Annotated in this window: 15 protein-coding genes; 10 read left to right on the top strand and 5 right to left on the bottom strand. The window is 63.5% G+C overall.

The genetic code is table 11. From position 1 onward, the window contains the following. Positions 1-147 precede the first annotated feature (147 nt). Positions 148-957: an AraC family transcriptional regulator gene (locus tag AC1D10_RS28885; protein WP_477277980.1), complete on the top strand. Its 810-nt coding sequence runs from the start codon at positions 148-150 to the stop codon at positions 955-957. Between the two features lie 82 nt (positions 958-1,039). Here AC1D10_RS28885 and ybaL read toward each other — a convergent pair whose 3' ends face one another. Together ybaL and AC1D10_RS28875 are read right to left on the bottom strand one after the other, a co-directional pair. Then, positions 1,040-2,809, bottom strand: coding sequence for a YbaL family putative K(+) efflux transporter (gene ybaL / locus AC1D10_RS28880; protein WP_477277978.1), 1,770 nt, complete (start codon positions 2,807-2,809; stop codon positions 1,040-1,042). 192 nt (positions 2,810-3,001) lie between these two features. Then, positions 3,002-3,451, bottom strand: coding sequence for a baeRF12 domain-containing protein (locus AC1D10_RS28875; protein ID WP_477277976.1), 450 nt, complete (start codon positions 3,449-3,451; stop codon positions 3,002-3,004). 431 nt (positions 3,452-3,882) lie between these two features. Here AC1D10_RS28875 and cysG point away from each other — a divergent pair, with 431 nt between their 5' ends. The 7 genes from cysG (at position 3,883) to AC1D10_RS28840 (ending at position 11,302) form a co-directional block, all read left to right on the top strand. Then, on the top strand, positions 3,883-5,334 hold the full coding sequence (gene cysG, locus AC1D10_RS28870; RefSeq protein ID WP_477277974.1) for a siroheme synthase CysG: 1,452 nt from the start codon (positions 3,883-3,885) through the stop codon (positions 5,332-5,334). Then, positions 5,331-5,624, top strand: a complete 294-nt coding sequence (locus AC1D10_RS28865) for a DUF2849 domain-containing protein (RefSeq protein WP_477277972.1) — start codon at positions 5,331-5,333, stop codon at positions 5,622-5,624. Before cysG ends, AC1D10_RS28865 begins: the two co-directional genes overlap by 4 nt. A 42-nt stretch (positions 5,625-5,666) precedes the next feature. Then, positions 5,667-7,337 (top strand): nitrite/sulfite reductase, encoded by a 1,671-nt coding sequence (locus AC1D10_RS28860; RefSeq protein ID WP_477277970.1) that lies wholly within the window; start codon positions 5,667-5,669, stop codon positions 7,335-7,337. Continuing rightward, positions 7,312-8,076: a phosphoadenylyl-sulfate reductase gene (locus AC1D10_RS28855; protein ID WP_477277968.1), complete on the top strand. Its 765-nt coding sequence runs from the start codon at positions 7,312-7,314 to the stop codon at positions 8,074-8,076. Before AC1D10_RS28860 ends, AC1D10_RS28855 begins: the two co-directional genes overlap by 26 nt. Positions 8,077-8,241: 165 nt before the next feature. Beyond that, complete coding sequence (locus AC1D10_RS28850) at positions 8,242-8,775, top strand: DUF934 domain-containing protein (RefSeq protein WP_477277966.1); 534 nt, start codon at positions 8,242-8,244, stop codon at positions 8,773-8,775. A gap of 105 nt (positions 8,776-8,880) precedes the next feature. Further along, the gene (locus AC1D10_RS28845; protein ID WP_477277964.1) at positions 8,881-10,488 is read left to right on the top strand and encodes a GMC family oxidoreductase; all 1,608 of its coding nucleotides are present in this window, start codon (positions 8,881-8,883) and stop codon (positions 10,486-10,488) included. Positions 10,489-10,681: 193 nt separating this feature from the next. Next, positions 10,682-11,302: a DJ-1/PfpI family protein gene (locus AC1D10_RS28840; protein ID WP_477277962.1), complete on the top strand. Its 621-nt coding sequence runs from the start codon at positions 10,682-10,684 to the stop codon at positions 11,300-11,302. A 98-nt stretch (positions 11,303-11,400) separates the two neighbouring features. On the opposite strand, the gene AC1D10_RS28835 is transcribed toward AC1D10_RS28840, so the two are convergent. The 3 genes from AC1D10_RS28835 to AC1D10_RS28825 all read right to left on the bottom strand — a co-directional run bounded on the left by AC1D10_RS28835 (position 11,401) and on the right by AC1D10_RS28825 (position 13,322). Then, complete coding sequence (locus tag AC1D10_RS28835) at positions 11,401-12,423, bottom strand: fatty acid desaturase (protein WP_477277960.1); 1,023 nt, start codon at positions 12,421-12,423, stop codon at positions 11,401-11,403. 210 nt (positions 12,424-12,633) lie between these two features. Further along, positions 12,634-13,023 carry a hypothetical protein gene (locus tag AC1D10_RS28830; protein WP_477277958.1) on the bottom strand — a complete coding sequence of 130 codons (390 nt, stop codon included), beginning with the start codon at positions 13,021-13,023 and terminating at the stop codon, positions 12,634-12,636. A 98-nt stretch (positions 13,024-13,121) separates the two neighbouring features. Beyond that, a complete protein-coding gene (locus AC1D10_RS28825; protein ID WP_477277956.1) occupies positions 13,122-13,322 on the bottom strand; it encodes a hypothetical protein in 201 nt (66 codons plus the stop codon). Positions 13,323-13,560: 238 nt separating this feature from the next. On the opposite strand from AC1D10_RS28825, the gene grpE reads away from it, so the two are divergent. Then, positions 13,561-14,196: a nucleotide exchange factor GrpE gene (grpE, locus tag AC1D10_RS28820; RefSeq protein ID WP_477277954.1), complete on the top strand. Its 636-nt coding sequence runs from the start codon at positions 13,561-13,563 to the stop codon at positions 14,194-14,196. 102 nt (positions 14,197-14,298) lie between these two features. Next, positions 14,299-14,931 (top strand): trimeric intracellular cation channel family protein, encoded by a 633-nt coding sequence (locus AC1D10_RS28815; RefSeq protein ID WP_477277952.1) that lies wholly within the window; start codon positions 14,299-14,301, stop codon positions 14,929-14,931. The last annotated feature ends 70 nt before the right edge of the window (positions 14,932-15,001 follow it).

Raw genomic sequence — 15,001 nt, 5'->3', positions numbered from 1 at the left:
CATACCTCATTGCTGCGTGGTGGACGCGTCGCGGCGGCGGGTCTTTCCGGTTCGCAGGCGGCCGGTGATCGAAGAGCCGGAACCTATCGACTTTCCCTCCTGAATAATTTAGATATCAAAGCAATCGATCGCTAAAAATCGTCAATCATGAGACAACCCCTCCGCTTCCCCTGGCCCGATTTCGATGTGGATGAGCTTTCCGAGCCGGTGATTGCCGTGCGCGTCGACGTCACCGAGACCAGGGCTGAGGTTCCCTCCCATTGGCACCGCAAAGGCCAACTTGTGTTCGCGCTCGGTGGTGGCGTCACCTGCCGCGTCCCCAGCGGTCTATGGATGGTTCCGCCGCATTGCGGCGTGTGGGTTCCCGGCGGTATGGAGCACAGCAATATCGCCACCGCCAATGCCCGGATTTTCTTCGTGTACATCGAGCCGGGATCCGCCGATCTGCCGGACCGGTGCTGCACGCTGTCGATCTCGCCTCTGCTGCGCGAACTGATCGTCGAACTGGCCGACCATGGCCAGGACGACGATTCGCGCATGGCTGTGCTGGCCAAGGTTCTGCTCAGCGAACTGCCGCGCATGCCTGTCCAGCAACTGCATATGCCGATATCGTCAGAGCCGCGCTTGAGGCGGATCGTCGATGCCTTGGCTGAAAATCCTGCCGACCGCAGCAATCTGGCAGAATGGGCCCAGCGTGTCGCTCTCAGCGAGAGCAGCCTGGCACGCCTGGTGGTGAGAGAGACAGGCCTGAGTTTCGGACGCTGGCGCCAGCAATTGCATCTGATCGTCGCGATACGGGAGTTGGCCTCGGGCGCGAGCGTGCAGCAGGTTTCGGCAGATCTCGGCTACGAGTCCGTCACGGCCTTCATCACCATGTTCAAGAAGGCGCTGGGCAAGCCGCCTGCGCAGTATCTCAGCAGCGTCGCGCAGAATGGCGGCTCTGCATTCGTTGCGTGATCAATTCGATTGAGGGTAGGTTGTCGAGTTCGACAGGCCAAAATGTCGCCGGTCACCGACCCATCCCTTGGCATGCGGAAGCTCAGGCCGCGGCCTGCGGCTTGTGACCGAGGACCTCTTCGACAATGCCGCGGGCGATCTCGCGCTCGCCCATGATCACCGTGTCGGCGCCGAGCCCTTTGAGGTGATCGACCTCGGCGTCGGAATGGGCGCGGGCGATGACGTTGATGCCGGGATTGGCGGCCCGCGCCCGCAGGACGATCTGACCGGCCTCGAAGGCGTTGGGGATGGCCAGGATCAGCCGCACGGCACCTTCAGGATTGGCGGCGGCGAACACTTCGGCATTCGCCGCATTGCCGGATACGGTCTCGATGCCGTCAGCCTTCAGTCTGGCCAGTGTCTTGTCGGCGTCCTCGATGACGAGGAAGGGCAGGGCGGCCTCTTTCAGCGCCGCGCCGACGAGGCTGCCGACACGGCCATAGCCGATCAGGATGGCGTGGTTGGCGAGGGTTGTCCTCGGCGGTGGCCCGTCCTGCTTGTTGGTCGCCGCAACTGAGGCCACCTGGCCAGGTTCCGTCGCCGGGCCGACCGGCTTTGCCTCGACCGGCGGCGCCGTCCTGGCGGCACGCCGCTCCAGCCACGGCTTCATCCAGTCGATGGCCAGGAACATCAGCGGGTTGAGGACGATCGACAGGATGGCGCCAGCCAGGATCAGGTCGCGGCCCTGTTCGGGCAACAGCTTCAGCCCAACACCGAGCTCGGCCAGGATGAAGGAGAATTCGCCAATCTGGGCCAGGCTTGCCGAAATCATCAGCGCAGTGGCCAGGGGATAGCCGAAGGCAATGACGATGACGAATGCCGCCAACGATTTGCCGATGACGATGATGGCCAGCGTCGCCAGGATCGGCCAGCCATTGCTGATCAGGCTGAACGGGTCGAACAGCATGCCGACCGAGACGAAGAACAAGACGGAGAAGGCATCGCGCAGCGGCAGCGATTCCTCGGCGGCGCGATGGCTGAGCTCGGACTCGCTCATGATCATGCCGGCGAAGAAGGCGCCCAGCGCCAGCGAGACACCGAACAGTTTCGCCGCGCCGAAGGCGACGCCGAGCGCTATGGCCAGCACGGCCAGCCGGAACAGCTCGCGCGAGCCGGTGTGGGCGACGTAGTGCAGGATCCAGGGAATGACCCGGCGGCCGACCACAAGCATGACGACGACGAACGCGGCGACCTTGGCCAGCGTGATACCGACGACGCCCCAGATGCCGTAGCTGGCCGGCAGAGACAGCAAGCTGCTCGCGTGGGCATCCGCCTGCTCCTGGCCGCCGAGCACGCCGGCAAGAGCCGGCAGCAGCACCAGCGCCAGCACCATGGCCAGATCCTCGACGATCAGCCAGCCGACGGCGATGCGGCCGCGTTCCGTCTCGATCATCCGCCGCTCCTGCAAGGCGCGCAGCAGCACGACGGTCGAGGCGACCGAGAGCGCCAGGCCGAAGACCAGGCCCGCGCCCATCGACCAGCCGAGCATCCAGGACAGGCCGGCACCGAGTGCGGTGGCAAAGCCGATCTGGACGATGGCGCCGGGCACGGCGATGGCGCGGACCGACAGAAGATCCTTCAGCGAGAAGTGCAGGCCGACGCCGAACATCAGGAGAATGACGCCGATTTCGGCCAGTTCATTGGCGAGGCCGGCGTCGGCGACAAAGCCCGGCGTGTTCGGCCCGACCAGGACGCCGGCTACGAGATAGCCGACCAGCGGCGGAATTCGGAAGCGATTGGCGAGAGCCCCGAAGACGAAAGCCAGCCCCAGACCGGCGACGATGGTGGCGATAAGGGGCGTGTCATGCGGCATTGTCTATGGAGCGCCTTTCAAACCAGGGATGTCGGATGTGCGCCGCCCGAAGCCGCCGCCTGTTTGCAATATGGTGGAAGGGGTGTCGGCGATGCAACCCGCAGGGGCGCGAAATCGACGACGAGGCCGCAAATACTCCACCGGCGGCCGAGGAAGCCGCCAGTCAGCCCGGAGTTCCGAAATGGCCAACGATCAGGCTGCCTGGAGCAGGGCCTCGATCTCGAATATGGCGTGGTTGGTCAGTGTCTTGGGAATTTCGGCGGTCACTTTGTCCTCAACTTCCTTGTGCAGTTTCTTGCGCATGGTTCCGAGCACCATGGGCGGTGCGACAAGCACGATCTCGTTGAACTCACCGCTGTGCGCGAGCTTGTAGAGCCGGGCGGCAATCTCATCGGCGAAGCGCTCCTTGCCGACCTTGTGCCAGTCCGTGTCCTCGACCGCGCTGCGATGCACTGATGGACCATCATTGTATCGACCGGGGCTGTCGGTGCCTTGCTCACGTGTGGGCGGGTTGTCCTGTTTCATCTCATGCACCACCTCCAGGTTCGGAAATTTGTTGTCGCCCGCATTTCTCAGGAAAAGCGCCTTCTCGCCATCGGCTACCATGACCCAGATGCCGTGCTTCATGTTGATCGTGTTCATGGATGACTTGTTCCTTGTTCGACTGCCGCGGCATTTCGTGAGCCCTGCGCAGCCGGGTTTCGATGTGACGTGATGGACGTATGGGCAACGCGCCCGGAACCGGTAATGTTCCGCCAAAGGGCCGAGCCGACGTTCGTCATCACACGCGGAACGGCGTCATCCGATGCATATGACTTTAATCTACTAAATTGGTAGAATTTAGAAAAAACTGTTTTGCGACATTTCGCGCTGGGCGCTAAAAGAGGCGCAAATCAAGGCCTGCGGCAGCAGCTTGAATCCGCGCCATGCGCCAATGGGGAATATTTTTCTCTTGGCCGGGAAGCTTTCAGAAAAGCGATTGCATCCCGACAAACGATGCGCGAGTGCGTTCCTTCAGGTTTTCCGCGCCCACGCGTAGAACTGCAAGCCTGTTCAGGATTCCGCTCCGCGTCATGCCGCACACTGCTCCCAAGCTCAACGCCTTTCCCGTCTTCATGCGGGTCGAGGGCGAAGCTGTGGCCATCGTTGGCGGTGGCGAAGAGGCGCTGGCCAAGGCGCGGCTGATCGGACAGTCGAGCGCGGTCTTGCGCATTGTTGCGGAACACGCCGAGCCCGACCTGTTGGCCTTCATCGCTCAGGCCGGCGCGAGCCATTTTGCCACGGCCTACGACGCGTCTCAGCTCGAAGGCGCGGTCATGGTGTTTGCCGCCAGCGGCGACGAGGAACTCGACCGCCGCGTGGCCACGGATGCGCGCCGGATGGGTATCCCGGTCAATGCCGTCGACCGGCCGGAACTCTGCGATTTCTTCACCCCGGCGCTGGTCAACCGCGCGCCGGTCGCCATCGCCATCGGCACCGAAGGCGCAGGCCCGGTGCTTGCCCAGATGCTGCGCGGCCGAATCGACCGCATGCTGTCGCCGTCGCTCGGGCCGCTGGCAACGCTTGCCGCGTCGTTTCGCGGTGCTGCCGAGAAGCTGCTGCCGAAGGGCAATGCCCGCCGCCGCTTCTGGAGCGACTTTTTCGGCGGTGCGCCTGCCCATGCTGTGGAAGCTGGCCAGCTTTCGCAGGCGCATGACGCCGCCGTCGATCTTCTGCTTTCGAACACGCCGGCCTCGGGTCACATCGCGCTCGTCGGCGCTGGTCCTGGCGCCGAGGATCTTTTGACCTTGCGCGCGCACCGCCTGCTGATGGAGGCCGATGTCATTGTCCATGACGCGTTGGTGCCGGAGTCGGTGGTTGCCATGGGCCGCCGTGATGCCGAGCGCCTGCCGGTCGGCAAGCGCAAGGGCTGCCACACCAAGAGCCAGGCCGAGATCAATGCGCTGCTGGTCGAACTCGGCCGCCAAGGCAAGCGCGTCGTGCGGCTGAAGTCGGGCGATCCGCTGGTGTTCGGCCGGGCCGGCGAGGAGATGGCCGCATTGCGCGACGTCGGCATCGCCTATGAGGTGGTTCCGGGCGTCACCGCGGCCTTCGCCGCCGCCGCCGATTTCGAATTGCCGCTGACCTTGCGCGGCGTGTCGTCGTCGATGGTGTTCACCACAGGCCACGACCTCAAGGGCAATTCGCTGCCCGACTGGGCCAAGCTTGCCATTTCGGGCGCCACGGTCGCTGTCTATATGGGCCGCTCGGTGGCGGCCGAGGTTGCCGGCCGGCTGATCGAGGCCGGTCTGTCGCCGGACACGGCGGTGGCCGTGGTCGAGAATGCCAGTCTTGCCAACCGCCGCCGCTTCCATGGCACGCTTGCCGACCTGCCGTCGCTGGAAGCGCGCGCCGATCTTTCCGGCCCGGTGATGACCATCATCGGCGATGCGGTTGCCGGCGCCAACTTTGAACGGTCCGAGCCGCTTGCGGCACACAGGCATGAAGGCGTGTCCGCAGCTGCCGCCGAAGGAGTCCAGCAATGAAGATACTGACCGCCAACCGCCTGACCGACGGCATCGCCGTCTGGTATGCCGATGGCGGCTGGGCCGAGACGGTGGACCATGCCGATCTCGCCCATGACAAGGCTGCCGAGGATCGCCTGGAAGCGATCGGCACCAGGGCCTATGCCGCCAATGAAGTGGTCGACGTTAATTTGATCGACGCGGATGTCGTCAACGGCATCGTCGAGCCGGTGCGGTTGCGCGAGAAGATCCGCGCCGCCGGCCCGACCATCCGCAACGACCTCGGCAAGCAGGCTGCCCGGGCAGCTTAACAGGACACCAGGCATGGGCGGACGCGCCCTGAAAGACGAAGCATGTACCGTTACGATGAGTTCGACCACGATTTTGTCCAGGCCCGCGTCGCCGAGTTCAGCGACCAGGTCCAGCGCCGTCTTGCCGGCGAGATCACCGAGGACCAGTTCCGGCCGCTGAGGCTGATGAACGGCGTCTATCTTCAGTTGCATGCTTACATGCTGCGCATCGCGGTGCCCTATGGCACGCTGAACGGCAAGCAGTTGCGCATGCTCGGCCACATCGCCCGCAAATACGACAAGGGCTACGGCCATTTCACCACGCGCCAGAACATCCAGTTCAACTGGCCGGCGCTGTCGGACATCCCAGCGATCCTCGCCGATCTGGCAAGCGTCGAGATGCACGCCATCCAGACCAGCGGCAATTGCATCCGCAATGTCACCGCCGACCATTTTGCCGGTGCCGCCGCCGACGAGGTCGCCGACCCGCGCCCCTATGCGGAAATCCTGCGCCAGTGGTCGTCGGTGCATCCGGAATTCTCGTTCCTGCCGCGCAAGTTCAAGATCGCGGTGACGGGTGCCGAGCGCGACCGCGCCGCCATCCAGACGCATGACATCGGCCTGCACCTGAAGAAGAACGCCGCCGGCGAGCTCGGCTTCGCCGTCTATATCGGCGGCGGCCAGGGCCGCACGCCGATGGTCGCCCGGAAGATCCGCGACTTCCTGCCGGAAGCCGACCTTCTCTCGTACTGCACGGCGATCCTGCGCGTTTACAACCTCTATGGCCGCCGCGACAACAAGTACAAGGCGCGCATCAAGATCCTAGTCCACGAGACCGGCGTCGAGGAAATCACCCGCCAGGTCGAGGCCGAATGGCAGGAATTGAAGGATGCCGAGCTGAAGCTGCCGGATGCCGATATCCGCGCCATCGAGGCTTATTTCGCGCCGCCGGCGCTAGCCGACCGGCCGGAAGGCGATGCGGCGGTGAAGCTTTCGCGCCTCGATTCGAAGAGCTTTTCGGATTGGCTCGACCAGAACGTGGTGACACACCGCCACCCCGACTATGCGGCGGTGACCATTTCGCTGAAGGGCATTGGCGAGGTGCCCGGTGACGCCTCGGACAGCCAGATGGAAGCGGTCGCCGACATCGCCGAGAAATACGCCTTCGACGAGCTGCGTGTCAGCCATGAGCAGAACCTGATCCTGCCGCATGTGGCGCGCGCCGACCTCAAGGCGGTCTATGACGCGCTGGTCGACATCGGGCTGGCGACGGCCAATTCCAATTTGATATCCGACATCATCGCTTGCCCCGGCCTCGATTATTGCGCGCTGGCGACGGCGCGCTCGATCCCGATCGCGCAGGAAATCTCGCTTCGCTTCGCATCGCTGGAGCGGCAGCGCGAGATCGGCGAACTGAAGCTGAAGATCTCCGGCTGCATCAATGCCTGCGGCCACCACCATGTCGGCCATATCGGTATCCTCGGCGTCGAGAAGAAGGGCTCCGAGCTTTATCAGGTGACGCTGGGCGGCTCGGCCGACGAGAATACCTCGGTCGGCGAGATCATCGGCCGCGGCTTCAGCTCGGAAGAGATCACCGACGCCATCGAGCAGATCATCGAGACCTATCTCGGCCTTCGGCTCAACCCACAAGAGAAATTCATCGACGCCTACCGCCGTGTCGGTCCCGCGCCGTTCAAGGAGGCGCTCTATGCTGGCGAAGCCAAGGCCGCTTGACCGTATCGTCGATGTCGATGACGGCATCGCCGCCGAAGCGGCGGGGCTCGATGCGCTTTACGGTCATCTGAACCCGCTCGAGATCATCGAACGCTCGGCCCGCGAACTGTTCCATGACGAGATCGCCGCCGTGTCGTCGTTCGGCGCGGATTCGGCTGTGCTGCTGCACATGATCTCCAAGATCGACCGGACGCTGCCGGTCATCTTCCTCGACACCGGCAAGCATTTCGAGGAGACGCTCGGCTATCGCGATGCGCTCGTCGCCGATTTCGGGCTGACCAATATCCGGGTGATCAAGCCGGAGGCAGCGGCGCTCGAACGGATCGATCCGACGGGCAATCTGCACCAGAGCAATACCGACGCCTGCTGCGACGTGCGCAAGGTCGAGCCGCTGGCGCGCGGCGTCGCGCCCTTCCGCGCCTGGTTCACAGGCCGCAAGCGCTTCCAGGCCTCGACCCGGGCAGGGCTACCGGTGTTCGAAGCGGTCGGCCCGCGCATCCGCATCAATCCGCTGGCGCACTGGACGACGTCGGACCAGGCGGACTACATGCGCGCGCATGCGCTGCGCGAAAATCCGCTGGTCGCCTACGGCTATCTGTCGATCGGCTGCTTTCCGTGCACGCAGCCGGTGCAACCGGGGGAGGACGCGCGCAGCGGCCGCTGGGCCGGTCATGCCAAGACCGAGTGCGGCATTCACCTGTCGGGGTTGGAGAAGTCGCTGACCGACGCATCGCTTTAAGCTATGTTGATCATGTGATGCCGGCCTGCAAATAGCGGTTTCCTGGGCTTCCAGTGCTGGCGTGCCTAAAAGTACACGCCGCTTCGGTTCCCGGAAGCCACCATCTCCGGCTTGGCCCGAGCCAAGTTTCAACATCTTGGGATTCTTTTGGACTTAGGAATTTTGATGACCGAACCGACGACACCGGAGACCCGCCTCTGGACCCCGACGGGGTTTCGCGAGGATGAGTGGGCTCATGCCGAAAGCGCGGATGCACTGTCCGGCAATGGCCGCTTCATCCTGCCGCTGCAGGCGTTCCTCGATCTCGATCCGGAGGTGCGACGCTCCGCCAGTGAAAGGCTCGGTGTCGTGCTGCAGCCGGGCGATCAGCTCGAGAAGATAGCTGACCTGCTCGAGCAATTGTCGCTGGTGGCGCTGGCTTTTCCGGCCTTCAGCGACGGCCGATCCTTCTCCAAGGGCGAACTGCTGCGCAGCCGCTATCATTTCGAGGGTGCGGTGCGCGCCACCGGCCAGGTGCTGGTCGACCAGCTGCCGCATATGCTGCGGCTCGGCTTCGACGAGTTCGAGATCTCGAATCCGGTGCTGTTGAAGCGCCTCGAAGAGGGCCGCACCGGCGGGTTGGGGCTCTACTACCAGCCAACCGCCGTGCCGGAGCCAAAGGGGCCCGGCTATTCATGGCGGCGGGTGCGGGCCAGTTAGTGCCAGGTTGACGCAGCGGTAATTCCGCGCGCCTTTACAACGCCCCTGATCGGGCCTTCTCTCGGCCATCCGGACGGAAACATCCGCCGGATGCTGGAGGAGACCATGGTTTTCGACTATGTCATTGCCGGTGGCGGCTCCGCCGGCTGCACGCTTGCCGCGCGACTCTCCGAAGATCCATCGAAAAAGGTTTGCCTTATCGAAGCCGGCGGCGAGGGCAGAAATCTGCTCATCCGCGTGCCGGCAGGCGTCATCGCGCTGTTGCCGGGCCGGCCGAAGCTCAACAACTGGGCCTTCGAGACGGTGCCGCAGCCGGGGCTTGGCGGCCGCAAGGGGTACCAACCGCGCGGCAAGGCGCTGGGTGGCTCGAGCGCCATCAATGCCATGCTCTACACACGCGGACACCGCCGCGACTATGACGAATGGGCCGATCTCGGCTGCGACGGCTGGTCATGGGACGAGGTGTTGCCCTATTTCCGGCGTGCGGAAGGCAATCAGCGTGGCAGCGATGCCCTGCATGGCGGCGACGGACCGTTGCGGGTCGCCGAGCAGCAGGAGCCGCGTGCGCTTTCCCGCGCCTTCATCGAGGCCTGTGGCGAAAGCCAGATCCGGCGCAACGATGATTTCAACGGGGTCGAACAGGAAGGGGCCGGACTGTATCAGGTGACGCAATTCTGGGGCGAACGCCGCAATGGCGAGCGCTGCTCGGCGGCCGCCGCCTATCTGCATCCGGCGATGAGCCGGCCAAACCTTACCGTTGTCACCGGAGCGCATGCCACGGGCATCGTCCTGGACGGCAAGCGGGCCACGGGCGTGCGATACCGCGCGGGCAAGGGTGAAGCCGTTGCGAAAGCCAGGCGCGAGGTCATCGTCTGCGGTGGTGCGTTCGGCTCGCCGCAGCTCTTGTTGCTGTCCGGGATCGGCCCAGCTGTCGAGCTTGCAGCGCACGGAATTCCGGTCGTCCATGAACTGCCAGGTGTCGGCAAGAACCTGCAGGATCATCTCGATTTCATTATGGGCTGGACATCGAGGGATGCCGACATGATGGGCATCGGCCTGCGCGGTCTGCCTGGCCTGTTGCGGCATCTGCGGCGCTGGCGCAAGGATGGCGGCGGTATGATCGCCACGCCCTACGCGGAAGGCGGCGCCTTCCTCAAATCCGACCCGGCGATCGGCCGGCCCGACCTGCAACTGCACTTCTGCATCGCCATCGTCGATGATCATGGCCGCAAGCTGCATATGGGTTATGGCTTTTCCTGCCACGTTTGCGTGCTGCGGCCACATTCGCGCGGCGAGGTCGGGCTGTCGACGCCGGATCCGCTGGCGCCACCGCGCATCGATCCGCGCTTTCTGTCCGACGAACGCGACGCCAAGCTGTTGCTCAAGGGTGTCAGAATGATGCGCGGCATACTGGAGGCGCCGGCGCTGGCCAAATACCGCGCCAGGGAAATCTACACCGCCGGCATTTCGAGCGATGCAGAGCTGATGACCCATATCCGAGCCCGCGCCGATACGATCTATCACCCGGCGGGCACCTGCAAGATGGGTATCGATGATCTGGCGGTGGTCGATCCACAACTCAAGGTGCGCGGCATGCAGGCCTTGCGCGTCGTCGACGCCTCGGTGATGCCGACGCTGATCGGCGGCAACACCAATGCGCCGACGATCATGATCGCCGAAAAGGCGGCGGACATGATCAGGGCGGCTATCTGATCGGAATTCTGGTCGAACCAGTACTGTAGTTTTCGCCTGCTGTGAAACGTCCGACGACAATGCAAGTCGCAATGCGCATGAACTGGTCTTACCAATGGCGCGATTTGTGCTTTCTCTTTTGCCGTCCTGCCCTTAGGATAAGTCTATTATTTCGCGATCCGAAATAAATATGGCCACAAGGGAGGAGCCGGGAATGGCTGGCAAGAAGATATTGATGCTCGTTGGCGAGTTCAGCGAGGAGTACGAGATTTTCGTCTTTGAACAGGCCATGCATGCGGTTGGCCATACGGTGCATGTCGTCTGCCCGGACAAGAAGGCCGGCGACATCCTGAAGACGTCGCTGCACGACTTCGAAGGCCACCAGACCTATACGGAAAAGCCGGGCCACGACTACATCCTCAACAAGACCTTCGCCGAGGTGAAGCCGGACGAGTATGATGCCGTCTATGCGGCGGGCGGGCGCGGGCCGGAATATATCCGCATCGACAAGCGGGTGCAGGCGCTGGTGCGGCATTTCCACGAAGCCGGCAAGCCGATCTTCACCATCTGCCATGGCGTGCAGATCCTGATCGCCGTCGACGGCGTGGTGCGGGGCCGGGAAGTGGCGGCGCTGCACTATTGCGAGCCGGAGGTGACGCTCGCCGGCGGCATCTATGTCGACGTGGCGCCGACCGGCGCCCATGTCGACGGCAATCTCGTTTCAGCCAAGGGATGGCCGGGCCTGTCCAATTTCATCCGCGAATGCCTGAAGGTGCTGGGCACGGAAATCCGCCACGGCGAGATCCTAATGCGCGACGAGCGCCAGGCGGCCTGATCCAATTACCGGAAAAGTGTACAGTTTTCCGCCCGGAATTGCGTCGAAAAGACATCCAGGAGTTGCCAATGCCGCCGCGCCCATGGTGCGGCGGCTCTTTATGCCGCTGCCCGGGCCTCGCGGAACGACACCAGCTTGCGGCGGTTTTCGTCCCACAACGCCAGTTTGACGCAACGCAGGCTGTCGAGCAGCGTCACGCGGCCGATGCCGCGCAGTTCGGGATAATCCCGCAGCACTTCCTGCAACCGATAGCCCGGCACCTTGGCGGAGAGGTGGTGGACATGATGAACGCCGATGTTGCCGGTGAACCAGTTCAGGACCGGCGGCAGGTCGTAGTAGGACGATCCGTGCAGGGCGGCATGCTGGAACTCCCAGTCGGCATCGTTTGCCCATTCCGTCTCCTCGAACTGGTGTTGGACGTAGAACAGCCAGATACCGGCCGAACCGGCGAGGATGACGATCGGCAGATGGACAACCAGGAATGCGCCGGGGCCGACGAACCAGATGAGGATAGCTGCAGCAACCGCAATGCCCAGATTTGTGGTCATTGACGATACCCAGGGTGTCAGGCCGCCCCGCATCATGCCGATGGGCAGCCTTTGCTCGAAGATGAACAGCCAGATCGGCCCCAACCCGAACATCACCAGCGGGTGGCGATAGAGACGGTATGCAAGGCGGCCTCGCCATGACATTTGCCGGTATTCGGCAACGGTCAGCGTCCTGATGTCGCCCATGCCGCGCTCGTCAAGATTGCCGGCGCTGGCATGATGCGTCGCGTGCGCGCGCCGCCAGCAGTCGTAGGGCGTCAGCGTCAGGATGCCGAGCGCGCGGCCAATCCAGTCGTCGGCATAGCGGTTGGCGAAGAAGGAGCCATGGCCGCAATCGTGCTGGATCATGAAAATGCGCACCAAAAACCCGGCGGCGGGCAGGATCAGGACCAGGCCCCACCAATGGCCATAGGCATAGGCAGCCGAGGACAGTCCCCAGAGCACGGCGAACGGAATGAGGGTGATGGCGAGTTCGACGGCGCTGCGGCGCCTGTCAGGCTTCTTGTAGCGCGCCAGAATCTTAAGCCAGGCGCGCTTGCTGTTTGCGGCCGCCTCAGGGGAAATCATGTTCATCAGGAAGCATAGGCGGGGCGCCCCGCCACCGCAAGGCAAGCTCACGCAAAATTACTGTGCGTAATTGTCGCGTGGCTCAGCGGTCGAGCCAGCCAATCGGAGCTTGATCAGCGTGATGGTTCACCCCCGAGCGGTGAGCTTTGAAGCGTCGCTGAGGCCCGCTGCTCTCTCTGTCGCTTGAGCATCGGGTTTTCCATTGGCGGCCGGTCTCTACTCGCGGTCGAGGATGGGACAGCCACGCTCGGTTCCAAAAGTGACGCGCACGCGGTCGCCGTCCTGTCTGCCGCGGACCGTGATCTCACGGCGGCCGACGGACTCTATCCTTGCCCGACGGATGCCCATTCGCTCCGCTTTGTCGAGAGCCCGGTCTTCCGTGCAGCCTCGCCACTGACGGCGGTCGTGGCGCTCTCGGCGATCGTCACGGCGGATGTCTTCGCAATCGTTGTAGTTGGGATCGCAATCTTCCAGGAGTTTCAGCCGCGGGCCGTGTTTGCCCAGTTCCAGCTGCAGACTGTCCGCCTGTGACGGAAAGGCCACCAATGTGACGGCACCGAGGCCGACAAGCGCCGACAGCAATGAGGTGATCGAAACCTTGCGCATTAAGTCCTCCATGTGAACCACACCGCATCTGTCATTAGATGGTTCGGTTCTGTCAGGCTATTGCCGATAGAGGTTTGCTGACAAGATTGGTCGTTGGGTTACTGTCGGCGCCAGCCGGCGTCACCGTCCTCCGCGCCGTCGAGGCGGTCGAGCAGCTCCCTGAACCGGTCGGGAATGTCGGCCTCGGTGCGGAAGGCCGGCAAGGTGCGCAGAAAGCGCGTCACCGTCTCGGCGCCGAACTGCCTCCTGACCTCGGCGGCCAGCCCTTCTCCCTTTTCGCGTTTGTTGCGGGTCATCATCTTAAATCCTGTGTCGGCTTCGAAACTCCTCCAGCAAGGGAATGGTTCCCGCATCACGTGTTTGTGGCAAGCAAAGCCGGCGGTTAGGGTAAAATTTGAATTAAAATCGAAGGACCTTGCCATAACTAGTCCTGCCCCGGCCGAGAGCCTCCACTATCGCTTACCCCTTGATTTTTGGCCGCCAAACCTCGATATCGGGCTCAAAATCCACATCATTCGAGATTGACGGGAAACGGCGATGAGCGACCAGGCAAAAGACGAACGCGCGCCCGATGAAGCCGAGGCAACCGAGGCCAATGCCGAGCGCACGGAAGGCAGCATCGATGGCGACTATGAAGCCCTTGTGCGGCTGCTGAAGGAAAATGAAGAACTGAAAGACCGCGCGCTGCGCGTTGCGGCCGAGATGGAAAACCTGCGCCGCCGCACCGCGCGCGACGTGCACGACGCGCGCACTTACGCGGTGGCGAATTTCGCGCGCGACATGCTGTCGGTGTCAGACAATCTGCGCCGCGCGCTTGACGCCATCCCGGCCGAGGCCAAGGCATCGGGCGATGCCGGCTTCAAGGCGCTGATCGAAGGCGTCGACCTCACCGAGCGCGCCATGCTGTCGGCGCTTGAGCGGCACGGGGTCAAGAAGCTCACGCCGGAAGGCGAGAAGTTCGATCCAAATTTCCACCAGGCGATGTTTGAGGTGCCCAATCCGGATGTCCCGGCCAACACCGTGGTCCAGGTCGTGCAACCGGGCTATTCGATCGGTGAGCGGGTGCTGCGCCCGGCCATGGTCGGCGTCGCCAAGGGCGGTCCCAAGCTTGCCGCCGGCGAAACGCCGGTCGAGCCGGGGCCTGTCAATGAGCAGGCCGAGAAGGATGCCTGAACGGACAAGCGAATAGCGAATAGCGAGTAGCAATAAGGAAATACGCAATAGCAGCTTCGTGCTATTGCCTACTCGCTACTCACTCTTTTCATCGTTCGCTTCATGAACCCGATCGCGCTTCTCGACTATGCCGGTGTCGCCGTCTTTGCCGCGACCGGGGCGCTTGCCGCTTCACGCAAGCAGCTCGACATTATCGGTTTCCTGTTCCTGGCCAGCGTCACCGGCATCGGTGGCGGCACATTTCGCGACCTGATCCTCAACGTGCCGGTGTTCTGGGTGGGAAACCGCGACTATGTGCTGATCTGCGCGGTGGTGGCCGTTGTGGTGTTCTTCACCGCGCACCGCGTCGAATCTCGCTACAAGCTGCTGCTCTGGCTCGACGCCATCGGGCTTGCCGCGTTTTCCGTGATGGGCGCGGCCAAGGGACTTGCCATCACCGGCTCGCCGGCGGTGTCGGTGATCACCGGCATGCTGACCGCCACATTCGGCGGTATCCTGCGTGATCTTCTGGCCGGGGAGCCTTCGGTGCTGCTGAAGCCGGAAATCTATGTCACGGCCGCCCTCGTGGGTGCCGCCATCTTCACAGCAGGCGATGTCGCCGGCTTGCCACAGATTGTTTCAGGATGGGCCGGCTTCGCCGCGGCATTCGCCGTGCGCGGAGGCGCGCTTCGTTTCGGCTGGGCGTTTCCCCCCTACAAGAGCCGGCCCGGCCGGCGGCCGGAAGACATCCCGTGAAAAGTAGGAAATAGCGAGTAGCGGATAGTGGCTGTTGCCGCGCAACTCCCGCCACTACTTCCTATTAGCT

It is taken from the genome of Mesorhizobium sp. P2_A8 (assembly GCF_056404935.1).
Note: the sequence above shows the minus strand (reverse complement) of the source record. Positions and strands in the feature narration are given on the sequence as shown.

Bases quoted from the DNA above. Each gene is read 5' to 3' on its own strand.
- AC1D10_RS28815 (WP_477277952.1), top strand. From the start codon at position 14,299: ATGAACCCGATCGCGCTTCTCGACTATGCCGGTGTCGCCGTCTTTGCC.
- ybaL (WP_477277978.1), bottom strand. From the start codon at position 2,809: ATGCCGCATGACACGCCCCTTATCGCCACCATCGTCGCCGGTCTGGGG.
- AC1D10_RS28885 (WP_477277980.1), top strand. From the start codon at position 148: ATGAGACAACCCCTCCGCTTCCCCTGGCCCGATTTCGATGTGGATGAG.
- grpE (WP_477277954.1), top strand. From the start codon at position 13,561: ATGAGCGACCAGGCAAAAGACGAACGCGCGCCCGATGAAGCCGAGGCA.
- AC1D10_RS28875 (WP_477277976.1), bottom strand. From the start codon at position 3,451: ATGAACACGATCAACATGAAGCACGGCATCTGGGTCATGGTAGCCGAT.
- AC1D10_RS28855 (WP_477277968.1), top strand. From the start codon at position 7,312: ATGCTGGCGAAGCCAAGGCCGCTTGACCGTATCGTCGATGTCGATGAC.
- AC1D10_RS28825 (WP_477277956.1), bottom strand. From the start codon at position 13,322: ATGATGACCCGCAACAAACGCGAAAAGGGAGAAGGGCTGGCCGCCGAG.
- AC1D10_RS28845 (WP_477277964.1), top strand. From the start codon at position 8,881: ATGGTTTTCGACTATGTCATTGCCGGTGGCGGCTCCGCCGGCTGCACG.
- AC1D10_RS28860 (WP_477277970.1), top strand. From the start codon at position 5,667: ATGTACCGTTACGATGAGTTCGACCACGATTTTGTCCAGGCCCGCGTC.
- AC1D10_RS28865 (WP_477277972.1), top strand. From the start codon at position 5,331: ATGAAGATACTGACCGCCAACCGCCTGACCGACGGCATCGCCGTCTGG.
- AC1D10_RS28830 (WP_477277958.1), bottom strand. From the start codon at position 13,023: ATGCGCAAGGTTTCGATCACCTCATTGCTGTCGGCGCTTGTCGGCCTC.
- AC1D10_RS28835 (WP_477277960.1), bottom strand. From the start codon at position 12,423: ATGAACATGATTTCCCCTGAGGCGGCCGCAAACAGCAAGCGCGCCTGG.
- AC1D10_RS28850 (WP_477277966.1), top strand. From the start codon at position 8,242: ATGACCGAACCGACGACACCGGAGACCCGCCTCTGGACCCCGACGGGG.
- cysG (WP_477277974.1), top strand. From the start codon at position 3,883: ATGCCGCACACTGCTCCCAAGCTCAACGCCTTTCCCGTCTTCATGCGG.
- AC1D10_RS28840 (WP_477277962.1), top strand. From the start codon at position 10,682: ATGGCTGGCAAGAAGATATTGATGCTCGTTGGCGAGTTCAGCGAGGAG.